Here is an 11,984-nt window from a genome sequence, read left to right as displayed (position 1 = left end):
AATTTTTAGCATATCTTTTAATAGATCTATTATTATTTAATATATCCATTATAATTGATTTCTTCATTGAATTATATTATTTTTTATATTATTTTTGTTATTTAATTACTTCTTTTTATTGAATTATATTGTTATTTAATTTTTTAAATTTAAAAGTAAAACTAATTATTCTATTTATCATATTTAAAAAATTAATAAATTATAAAAATAATATAATCAATCAACATTAATAACATAAATTAATTAATATTCAATATTTAATACTTAATAAAATAAGTTTATGATTAAATTTATCTATTGATTAACTTCTTTAAATTTATCAGGGTTATTTTTAACAAGGTTATTTCTTTGATTTTGTATACTTATCCCTTGATTCATAAGTTTATTAGCTGTACTTACATAATTATTTGCAACTACTTTATTTCCTTTTTTAAAATTTTGTATAGCTAATTGGAGATTGGAGGTTGCATTTTCTTTTAAGTTTAATTCTTCTTCAATTAAATTAAGGTATTGTAAATATAGAGTATCATTAATATTTTCATCATATTTATTAATTTCTAACATCTTATTTTTCGCTTCAAGAAAGTTGTTACTTGATGTTTGTACTTTTTCTTCAGCTAAGTCATAATTATGTGAATTAAGGTAGGTTACAGCTTCATTATAATTCGCGTCTCCAATTTCAATATTCTGACTTAAACTTGGGATTATATTATTTATATTATCCATAGGGGTTTTAATACATCCACTAACAGATACAGTAGCTAACAATACTATAATTACAATAATAATCTTTTTATTCATCAATGTCTTTTATGTATATTATAAAATATAAATCTTATTAAATTGAGATAAAATTGATTATAATTTTTATGACCTTTATAATTTTTAATTATTTTTATTTAAAAATTTTTATCTTAATAATATCAATCTTAATATATATCAATATAATTATAAAATTGGATAGAAAAATTAGTATAACTATAGAATTGAATAGAAAATATTATTTAGTATAACTCAACAATATTCTAATCATGACAATTAATGATACAAATTATGATAAAATAAAAGATTATGCAGTTAAATATCGTCAAGCTGTAAATGAACTTTTAGAAAATGATGTTGCAAAGCTTAAAGATAAATCAATTAGTCCAGAATTAAATAAGTTTTGGGATGAATTTGAAGATAAGTTTAACAAGGTAAAATCAGGTAAAAAAGATAATCAAATTTTTAATCTTTATGTAGCATTAAATGATGGTCGATCTGTAGTAATAACTGAAATGGATACTATAGAGCCGTGGTTTGTTAAGATAATTGGTGTTAACTGTGAAAATGGCGAAAATACTTTAGAAATAATTAATTCTAGAAGCAAAGAACCTGAAATAGTTTTAGAATTAATAGATTTATAAGTTGATGAAAATTTTTAAAAAATTTTTTAATTTTATTATATTGATTTAATTTTTTATTTTTTTTCAATCTTTTCATTTACAACTAATGTTTTTATTTTTTAATTTTTTACTTTTTATTTTTTAACTTTTTATTTTTTATTTTTTTAAATTTTTCATATTATTGGAATAAATATTTAATAGAAAAATTTATAAATAAAGTACGAATATAATATAAATTACTATCGATATATAATATTATATTTTCTTTAAAGAATAGGAAAGTAATCGAATAATCTTGTATTAATTGAATAATCTTAATATTAATCAAAAAGGTGGAAAAATGATAGTAGTTGAAGAAAAATTAGGAAAGAATCATGAACGTTATGTTGAAAAAAATGAAAAAACTGTTGCAAAACATTTAGAATTTAGACAAAAAAATTCTCTCAAAAAAATAAACATTAGAGCTAGTAAAAATATGCAAGCTTTAAAAAAAGAAAATATGTAATATTGAATAATAGATTAAAATATAATAAATTTCTTTGAATACTAATGAGTTTTTTTTTTAAATATAATGAGTTTTTTTAAATATTTTTATCAATTATCAAATTAATTTTTATCATTTTTTATTAGATTTTTTTAAATATTTTACATATTTGTTACATCTTTTTCTTTAATTGTGGTTTTTTTGGCTTTTTATAACGATCCACCCTATCGATTATAATATAGTTTCATATTGAATCTTAGTTTAAACTTGTATGAACTAATTTTTATATATTTAATTATTTATTTTTTATTTTTTATTTTTTAAAGAAATTGTAGCTTTGAACATAAAAACGTTTTAATAAATAATATATTAATATATTTTATCGATATCGAACTAAAAGTAATATTTAATAAGGTGTTTTAACATATTATTATTTACATAATAAAATTGAATATTTAAAGAATAATCAATCTGAGTATTATAATTAATTATTAATAATACTCATTGTTTATGTCTTTATTGAGTAAATTACATGAAATCAAAGGTGATATGATGTCAAAAACTCTCGAAAATTTAACAAAAGCATTTATTGGAGAAAGTCAAGCTAGAAATAGATATACTTTTTATGCTAAACAAGCTGTAAAAGATGGTTATGAACAAATATCTGATATATTTCTTCAAACAGCAGAGAATGAAAGAGAACATGCTAAATGGCTTTTTAGATTAATCAATGAAATAAAAAAAGATGATGAAGATATTGTTGTTGAAGCTGAAGCTCCTACAGTTTTGGGTGATACTGTAGCTAATCTTAAAGCAGCTATTGCTGGTGAACATTATGAAAATAGTGAGATGTATCCAGAATTTGCAAAAGTAGCTAAAGAAGAAGGTTATGATGATATTTCTAAAAGATTAACTGCAATTGGAGAAGCAGAAATACATCATGAAACAAGATATAGAATGTTACTTAAGATTGTTGAAGATGGAACTACCCATAAAAAAGACAAACCAGTTACATGGATGTGTCGTAAATGTGGACGTATACATATTGCTGAAGAACCTCCTGAAAAATGTCCTGCATGTGATCATCCAGCTAAATACTTTGAAATAATCTGTGATGAATATTAATCATGGCTATATAAAATTTGATGCTGATGGTTTAATATTATTCATTAGAATAAATTCATTAATATAATTAATATTTAATTATTGGATATTATTCATTGTTAAAGGCTTAAATATTATTTTATATTTTTTATAATATTTTATATATTAATTGTATTAATAATATTTAGTATTGTATTAATAATATTTAATCCATATTTAATGATTTCAAATATTTGATGATTTTGTGTATTTAATGGTCTTAGATATTAATGATTTTAATGTAATATTAATAAAATCAGGTGATAAAATGACAAAACTTAATGAAATATACAGATGTAATGTCTGTGAAAACATAGTTGAAATAGTTAATGAGGGTATTGGTCAGTTAGTCTGCTGTGGAGAAGATATGGAATTATTAGAGGAAAGACAACTTGATGTTGGTCCTGAAAAACATATTCCTATAATCGAGAAAGATGGCGATAACATTATTGTAAAAATAGGTGAAGTTCCTCATCCAATGATTGAAGAGCATCATATATGCTTTGTTGAGTTGTTTGTTGGAGATAAAGTTTATCGTAAATTTTTAAATGCAGGAGATAAACCAGAAGCTATTTTTGAAGTTTGTGCAGACATTGATGATTTAAGAGCACGTGAATATTGTAATGTTCATGGATTATGGCATTCTTAATTTATTAGTTTTTAATTAATTTTTATCAATTTTTTAATTTTTTAATTTTAATAATGGCTTATAATTATTTTTAAATTTAACATAATTTTAATAGTATTTTTAACTATATTGTTTATTATTTTTTATTTTTACTATATTGTTGTTTATAATTTTTTTATTTATTTTAAAATTTATTATTTTAAAGTTTAATAATATAATAATTAAATAAATTAATATAATAATTATCATTATAATTATCATTATATAGCTTTATGAAATATCATTATAATAATTAGATAATTATTACTCATATAATTATTACCCATATAATTATTAGTCTTATAATTATTATTCCTATAAAAAGTAATAATGATAATAAAAAGAAAAAAGTTATAAGCAATATATTAAAGATATTATATAAATTAAAGATATTAATATAAAAACAATGAAATGCTAGTTTTTATTACTAAATATTTTCTAATTAAAGATTTTTACAATCAATTATCAATGTTTAAATGTATTAATGTTTAAAGGTGTATTTAATGAGTCTAATTATTGCTTATGTTGGGAAAAAAGGATGTGTGATGGCGAGTGATAAAAGAAGAATTGCATATTTTGGAGATAAGGAAAATCGTGAAAAACTAGAGGAAGAAATTTATTCTGGAGCTATTAAAAACGATGAAGATTTAAAAAAAAGATCTGATGAGTTAGATATTACTTTAAAAATTTCTGATGATGCAAATAAGATACGTTATATAGAAAATGTTATTGTAGGTGAGGTAAGCTCTAGAACAACTTTTGAAACTAGGCGTAAACGTATTTATGGAACTACTTATGGGTATCAAATCATTGAAATGTTAGGTTCAGATATAACTCACTCTGAAAAAGGGGAAAACGCAATAATATTGTTTGGAAATAAAATATCTAAGGCTATGGCTAATGATTTAATCAGTAAAAAGTGGAAATCAAGTTTTAGTCTGAAGTATATGGGTGAAATTTTTGAGAGTGTTTTAGAGGAGGTAGCTTCTAAAACTCCTTCTTTAGGTAAAAAATGTGATGTTATGATTGTTCACCCTGAACTTGATAAAAAAAGTTCTCAAAAATATCTAGATGAAACAATTAAAAGGGATGTTCAGTTATTAGGCAAATGGAGAGAAAAATTAAAAAATGATCTTCTTGAGCAAAATGAAACAGTTCAATTAGCTGCTAAAATTATAAATGAGGGAGATATTGGGCTTGTTTCAAATACTGATGGTCCTATTTTACAAGTAACTTTGAATAAAGATGTTAAAGCTTATGATACTAATTGGAAACAGCTTGCAAAACCTGGTGAAGTTGTTGTAATGATTTCTAATCAGGGAGATGTTGAAATAGGTGATGAAGTCGTTATTGAGAATGAAATTCTTTGTATTAAAAGAAATAAATCTAGTTTAAAGTGTGATATAATTCTCTGTGATATCTGATATTCTTTTATTTTTTTATACTGCATTCTTTTATTTTTTGTATTTTAGTTTTTCATATTATTCTATATTTTTTGTTTCTTTTATGTTGTTTTTATTTTTATTTTGTATTGATTTTATATGTCTTGAATAAATCTTAACAGTTTCTGATTAAGTATTTTCGCATTATATAATTTTTATTCTTTATTTATTTTTTATTATTGTCTTGATATTATTCTAAAATAATCATAGTAATATTTATACTTATGAAAGATAAATATTATAATGGATTATGATTTTGTTTTTTAATTAAATATAATCTATTCAATTAATAAGATATAATCTATAGTGATGTAATATAATAAAGATATAATCTATAGCTATATATCTAATAAATAATCTAATAAGGATATAATTAATAGAGATATAGTTTAATAAAGATATAATCTAAAATACGAGTATAAATATAATTTAATAGATTTTCATGGATTTGGTTTATGTAATTAATTATATAAGAAAGTCCTTTAATATAAATATTAGGTGGAATATGAAAATAACATTTTTAGGAACTGGTGGAGGTCGTTTTGCAACTATTACTCAGAAAAGAATGACTGGAGGTTTCAGAATCGATGATATTAATGGTAAAAATATCCATGTTGATCCTGGTCCTGGAGCATTAGTTAGGTCATTCCAATTTGGACTATCCCCGGCTACTTTAGATGGAATTTTTATATCACATGCACATACTGACCATTATACTGATGCTGAAGTCCTTATTGAAGCAATGACTAGGGGTATGACCAAACAAAAGGGAATTATAATGGGAAGTCGTAGTGTTTTTGAAGGATATAAACAGTGGGGTCCTTCAATATCCAAATATCATACTGGAAAGTCAGAAAAATTAGTTTTGGGTCCCAATAAATCGAAAAACTTTTGGAATTTAAAGGTAAAAGGAACTAAAACAATTCATGGAGACCCAACATGTGTGGGATTTCAGATTAAGTCAGAGAATTTCAATATATCTTATACATCAGATACTAAATATTTTGAAAAACTTCATCAATATCATAAAGATGCAGATATTTTAATAGCTAGTGTTATCAGGCCAGGTAATCAATCTATTAAAGGACATATGTGTACAAGAAATTTTAAAGATTTAATAAATGAGGTTAATCCAAAATTAGCTATAATGACTCATTTTGGCTTTAAAATGTTAAATGAAAACCCTGAAAAAGAAGCTGAATTTTTAACAAGTGAAACTGGTGTTAAAACTTTAGCTGCATTTGATGGTTTAGTCTTAAATTTTGAAAAAAATAATTTAAAAAACTTTAAAATAGAACAAGCTAATGATAATTGTAAGATAGATAATGCTGATATGTCTTTAGACTTCTTTTAATTTGAACATTATTCATTTTTATCATTTTCATAGTTTTATAATTTTCATCATTTTCATTTTCTTTTGAAATTATCATCAATGTGAGTTTCCTTTTTTTGTAATGATAATTTTTTGCATGAATAATTCAATATATTAATGAATTATTATCTGTATTATTGATTTATAAAGCCTAAATTAAAATATTTTTCAGAAAGTTTTATATAATAAAAACAATATACTTGATATATCAATTATTTATATATCAACTATCTATAATGATATTATTTATTATATCTTTTCTATCGTCTATTAAATAATAAAAGTTTTATTTTTAGATATATAAAATAAAAATTTTATAAATAATAAATAGTGGTTTAAATGACCGATAAAAATCAATCTATTAATTATGAATCATCTGTAGTGTGGTTAATTCTTAAAGTAAATCATATTATTCGAAGAGAAGTGCAGATTAAGCTTAGTGAACATGATTTATTATGGGAACAATATATAACTTTAAGTAGAATTTATAGGTTTGAGGGACTAAATCAAAAAAAATTAGCTGATGAGTCTCTTAGAAATGGAGCTGCTATTACTAGAACATTAAATGTTCTTGAAAAGAAAGATTTGGTTAAACGAGAAAAATCTTCAAAAGATAAGAGAGAATTTTTAATTTATTTAACTGACAATGGTCGTAAATTATACAAAGAAACTGAAAAAATATATCTAGACAATACTAAAAAATTTGATAGTATTTTTTCTCAGGAAGAACTTGATCAATTAAGAAATTTGCTTAATAGATTTATATTGGAATTTTTTTAGTATTTAATTTTTATTTTATATTTTATCTTAACTTTTAAATAGTAGCTTAGCTTCTAAATTTTATTTTAGCTTTTAGATAGTAGCTTAGCTTTTAAATAGTATATTAACAATAGCTTAGCTTTTCAATATTTTGATTTTGATATTTAAATTTTATTTTTAGCATTTACAAATTAAAATTTCAATAGGAGGTTAAAAAAATTTCATCCAATTCTAATATTAGTTTTAAAGATAATTTTAAACAACCAAAAGTTGTTTGGGCTGTATTTTTTGCAGCTATAACTTCTTTCATGGGTTTAGGACTTGTAGATCCAATTTTACCAGTAATTTCACAACAATTAGGGGCTTCACAAACTGAAGTTGCTATGCTTTTTACAACTTATAGTGCTATAATGGCAGTTGCCATGTTAGTAACTGATGTTGTTTCTTCTAAATTAGGTATTAAAAGAACATTGATTATAGGTGTTCTGTTAATAGCTATATTTTCAGTTTTATCAGGACTTTCTAATAATGTATGGACTATAATATTTTTAAGAATGGGATGGGGACTTGGTAATGCTCTTTTTGTAGCTGTAGCATTAACAGCAATAATAAAGTTTTCAGGTAATGATACTCATAGCTCTATTATATTATATGAAACAGCTATTGGGCTAGGTTTTTCAACTGGACCTCTCCTTGGTGGACTTTTAGGAGGTATATCTTGGAGATATCCATTTTTTGGTGTAGGTTTATTAATGTTAGCTGGTTTTATTTTATTATTAGTACTACTTCCAAAATCGGATAAAATAGAAAATAGTTATGAAAAAGAAAAATTCAAATTAAATGATAATTTCAAAGAAAATGAAAATGATAAAAATTTAAAAGAGAAGTTTCCTAATAAAAATAAATCTCTTCTCGATCCTTTTCGTTTAATGAGGAAAAGAAATATTAGTGTTCTTGGTATTTTTGGATTTTTGTATAATTTCGGATTTTTTACTTTGTTTGCTTATTCCCCATTCGTTCTTGGATTAAGTGCACAAGGTATTGGTTTTGTCTTTTTAGGATGGGGTATATTAGTGGCTACTTCATCAATATTCATGGCACCTAAACTTAGAGATCGATATGGGACTTATAATTCTATTTATTATGTTTTATCATTATTAGTGGCTGTTCTTTTGATAATGGGAATTTTTACTTCAAATCAAATCGTTCTTATAGTTTCTATAATATTTTCAGGTATTTTAATTGGAAATAATAATACATTACTTACAACTGCTATGATGGATATTGGAAGTAAAGATCGATCAACAACATCTGCAGCATATAATTTTATAAGATTTATAGGTTCAGCCATAGCTCCACTTCTTGCCACTGCTTTAGGTGAGAATATCGCTCCTAATTTACCATTCGTCCTAGGGGGGATATTTGTGTTAGTAGCTATTATATTTTTATTCTTAAATAGAAAATATTTACCTGATGTTGATGGTGTTGAAGATAGAGGTGGAAATTCATTAATAGTGAAAGATTTTATGATTCAAAATGTTATTAAAATAGGTCCTGAAACTAAAATTATTGATATATTGAAATTATTAGGTGCAAATAATGTTAGTGGACTTCCGGTTGTTGATAATAATGATAAAATTATTGATATTATAACAAGTGGAGATATTATAAGATATTTGGTTCCAAAAGAAGAGGCTCATGATCTTTTTTACAGTATTTATGTGGAAGAGGAAACACAGAAAGATGTTTTAAACAAGAGAGTCAATGATACTGTTATGGATGTATTAAAACCTAAGAAACTGTATACTTTATCAAAGGAGGATACTTTTGAAAAAGCTATGTTTATATTATCAAAACATCATTTTAAAGTTATTCCTGTAATAGATAATAAAAATAAAGTTGTAGGCATTGTAAGTCGAAGTGATATTAATAATAACTTAATCAAAATGAGTCTTGGGGATAGTTAAATATTTCTTTTTTATTCTTTTTATTTCTTATTTTTTTATTTTTATTCTTTTATTTTTATTCTTTTATTTTTTATTATTATATTATTTCATTTATTTATTCATTTAATCCTTTAATCTTTTCATTAATTTATTCTTTTATCTTTTAATCTTTTTATTTCTTTATTCTTTTATCTTTTATTCTTTTATCTTCTTTTTTTATTTTTTTGAATTCTCTTATTTTCTATTTTTTATTTTTTTATTTTTTGAGTTATAATTTAAGCTATATCATAGCTTTAATATAATTTAAATCTTGAAATACTTAAAAAATTAAATTTTAAATAATAGTAAAAACAAATATATAGGTATCTGTTCATAAGATTAGGAGGAATTTATATGAAAAGATTTACTCAGATGGAATATAAAGATCCTGATGAAATGTTGTTTGGACATGCGAAATTTCCAGTAAAAATTCGAGAAAATATGGAAATAGGTAATGGCTATGTGATTCCTGAGATAAATGTGGCTCCTGGTGAGGGTACTGAAGAATCTAAAGAAAAAATGGTTTCTGAATCTAGGAACATTGCTCATAGTGCTTCTGAAAGAGCAGTTAATATTGGTTTACCTGCATTTATTTTAGAACAAGAACACATATCTCAGCAAACTAATAATCCTGATTGGACTGCCGAGTGTACAAAAGTTCAAATAGAAATGCTTGAAAAATACTATGATGAATATGGTATTAAGACAGCTCTAAGAGCAACACCTGCAGATATTAGGGATGAAGAGAAAGACTCTGGTTTTTGGGATTCTGAACTTTTTAATAAGGTTATTGAATCTATTGAAGCTTGTGCTTCTAATGGTGCTTCAATTGTTTCTATAGAAACAACTGGTGGTAAATCAGTATCTGATTATGGTATTGCAAGAGGTGATCCTAAGGCTATTCTATTTGGAATTGGTGTTCTTGGTAGTATGGATATGGAATATATGTGGAATAAAATTGTTCCAATATGTAAAAAATATGATTGTATTCCTGGTGGAGATACAGATTGTTCTCAAGCTAATACTGCAATGTTTCTTGCAGGAGGATTGTTAGATAAAGATTGTTCTCATACACTAGCAGCTCTTGCAAGAGCTATGGGGGCTGCAAGAAGTTTAGTAGCTGTTGAATGTGGGGCAATGGGGCCATTGAAAGATTGTGGTTATGAAAACCCTATTGTTAAAGCTATTACTGGTGTTCCAATTTCTGCTGAAGGTAAAAATGCAGTTTGTGCTCATTCTGATTTAATGGGTAATTTAATGGCTGCTGTTACTGATGTATGGAGTAATGAATCAGTTTATCATCGGGAAGAAATGGGTGGTACAACTCCTGAAGTTTGGTTACAAGCAACAGGTTATGAAGCAGCATTAATGAATACTGCTATTGAAACTGATAATGGAAAAATTTTAAGAGATCTTTATACTCTTACAGATAAATATAGGGATCCTCAGGCATTAGTTCTTGCTTATGATAATGCTTATCGTATTGGTCAAGCTATAGTTGAGTATGGGAATGATCCTTATCTTAGATCTAGAGCTGCTGCTCTTGAAGCTGGTGCAATTATCAATGAAGCAGTCGATGCTAAAAAAATGTATTTAACTAGATTTGAGAGAGATTCTTTAGATAGTGCTCTTAAAACACTTGAAAAATTACCTACTGAATCAGATAAATTTATCAAAGATTGTATTAGAAGGTATTCAAGAAAGGTAGCTGATTTTGATCCTAAAAATTATGAGTTATAATGGAGCTAAGGAGGTTATAATATGAGCTATGAAGATTTAGAAAATAGAATTAATCAAAGGAATGTTTTTCTAAGATACAATGTGGAGTTAGAAGGACCTGCAATAAAGCCTGAAGAAGATGAGGATGTTGTAGATATTCTTCCAAATGATGAACCTTTCAAATCAATTGCTTTAACTATTCTTCATGAAAATAGGGATGATGCAATTAATATCGTTAAAAGATCATTGGATGAAGGAGTATCTCCTATTGATATCATTAATGAGGGCTTGATGAAAGGTATGGATGCTGTTAGCGTTCTTTATACAAAAGGAATCTATTTCTTGCCAGACCTTATGTTAGCTGGTGATGCAATGATGGAAAGTGTAAAAGAATGTGAGGCTGTTTTAGGACATAAAAGTGAAACTAAAGCTACTGTTGTTTCTTTTGTAGCTGAAGGGGATCCTCATGACATTGGTAAAAATCTTATATTGATGTTTTTAAGAGCTGGAGGCTATGAAGCTATTGATTTAGGTAGAGATGTTCCTTCGGCTGATATTGTAGAAGCTGTAAAAGAATATAATCCAATCTTCATCACTGGAACTGCTCTTATGACTACTACTATGACAGCATTTCCTAAAGTTGTTGAAGCTCTTCAAAAAGCTGGATTAGAAGTTCCAGCTATTGGATGTGGTGGTGGAGCAGTTAGAAAGGATTTTGTTGAGTCTTTCCCTATGAGTGTTTATGGTGTTGAAGCATATCACACTCCTAAACTAGCTGATGCTATTTTAAAGGATAAAAAAGATTGGAAAGATCTTAGAAAAGAATATGTGGATATTGTTGATGAATTTGTTCCTGAGTACTCTTAAATAGAGTACTATTATTATTTTTAAATTTTTTAATTATTAATTTATATTATTTTAGCTGTTAAATTGGTATTTATTAGTTACTGATCTAACTATTGATTATTTATTAAGTTAGATATTAGTTTAATATTACTTTAGCTAATACTTTAGATATTAGTTTAAAT

Annotated in this window: 11 protein-coding genes; 10 read left to right on the top strand and 1 reads right to left on the bottom strand. The window is 24.9% G+C overall.

Annotated elements, in window-relative coordinates:
- Positions 1 to 294 precede the first annotated feature (294 nt).
- Positions 295 to 801 carry a hypothetical protein gene (locus MarbSA_RS02065; protein ID WP_221061743.1) on the bottom strand — a complete coding sequence of 169 codons (507 nt, stop codon included), beginning with the start codon at positions 799 to 801 and terminating at the stop codon, positions 295 to 297.
- Between the two features lie 230 nt (positions 802 to 1,031).
- Here MarbSA_RS02065 and MarbSA_RS02060 point away from each other — a divergent pair, with 230 nt between their 5' ends.
- From MarbSA_RS02060 to mtaC, 10 genes are all read left to right on the top strand, one after another.
- A complete protein-coding gene (locus MarbSA_RS02060) occupies positions 1,032 to 1,406 on the top strand; it encodes a hypothetical protein (protein WP_042704226.1) in 375 nt (124 codons plus the stop codon).
- Positions 1,407 to 1,725: 319 nt separating this feature from the next.
- The gene (locus MarbSA_RS02055) at positions 1,726 to 1,890 is read left to right on the top strand and encodes a hypothetical protein (RefSeq protein WP_155930726.1); all 165 of its coding nucleotides are present in this window, start codon (positions 1,726 to 1,728) and stop codon (positions 1,888 to 1,890) included.
- A 531-nt stretch (positions 1,891 to 2,421) separates the two neighbouring features.
- Positions 2,422 to 2,994, top strand: coding sequence for a rubrerythrin (gene rbr / locus MarbSA_RS02050; RefSeq protein ID WP_054835868.1), 573 nt, complete (start codon positions 2,422 to 2,424; stop codon positions 2,992 to 2,994).
- A gap of 286 nt (positions 2,995 to 3,280) precedes the next feature.
- Entirely contained in the window at positions 3,281 to 3,661 is a 381-nt protein-coding gene (locus MarbSA_RS02045) for a desulfoferrodoxin (RefSeq protein WP_042704718.1), read from the top strand.
- Positions 3,662 to 4,182: 521 nt separating this feature from the next.
- Positions 4,183 to 5,103 (top strand): MJ0548 connectase family domain-containing protein, encoded by a 921-nt coding sequence (locus tag MarbSA_RS02040; RefSeq protein ID WP_042704220.1) that lies wholly within the window; start codon positions 4,183 to 4,185, stop codon positions 5,101 to 5,103.
- 523 nt (positions 5,104 to 5,626) lie between these two features.
- On the top strand, positions 5,627 to 6,475 hold the full coding sequence (locus MarbSA_RS02035) for an MBL fold metallo-hydrolase (protein ID WP_221061742.1): 849 nt from the start codon (positions 5,627 to 5,629) through the stop codon (positions 6,473 to 6,475).
- A 357-nt stretch (positions 6,476 to 6,832) separates the two neighbouring features.
- Positions 6,833 to 7,273 carry a MarR family winged helix-turn-helix transcriptional regulator gene (locus MarbSA_RS02030; RefSeq protein WP_054834835.1) on the top strand — a complete coding sequence of 147 codons (441 nt, stop codon included), beginning with the start codon at positions 6,833 to 6,835 and terminating at the stop codon, positions 7,271 to 7,273.
- A 287-nt stretch (positions 7,274 to 7,560) separates the two neighbouring features.
- Positions 7,561 to 9,219 (top strand): MFS transporter, encoded by a 1,659-nt coding sequence (locus MarbSA_RS02025; RefSeq protein WP_081720160.1) that lies wholly within the window; start codon positions 7,561 to 7,563, stop codon positions 9,217 to 9,219.
- Between the two features lie 372 nt (positions 9,220 to 9,591).
- Positions 9,592 to 10,977, top strand: a complete 1,386-nt coding sequence (gene mtaB, locus MarbSA_RS02020; protein ID WP_221061741.1) for a methanol--corrinoid protein co-methyltransferase MtaB — start codon at positions 9,592 to 9,594, stop codon at positions 10,975 to 10,977.
- Between the two features lie 21 nt (positions 10,978 to 10,998).
- A complete protein-coding gene (mtaC, locus tag MarbSA_RS02015) occupies positions 10,999 to 11,823 on the top strand; it encodes a methanol--corrinoid protein MtaC (RefSeq protein ID WP_042704212.1) in 825 nt (274 codons plus the stop codon).
- The last annotated feature ends 161 nt before the right edge of the window (positions 11,824 to 11,984 follow it).

Origin of the sequence: Methanobrevibacter arboriphilus, assembly GCF_019669925.1 — an archaeon.
GTDB lineage: Archaea > Methanobacteriota > Methanobacteria > Methanobacteriales > Methanobacteriaceae > Methanobinarius > Methanobinarius arboriphilus_A.
Note: the sequence above shows the minus strand (reverse complement) of the source record. Positions and strands in the feature narration are given on the sequence as shown.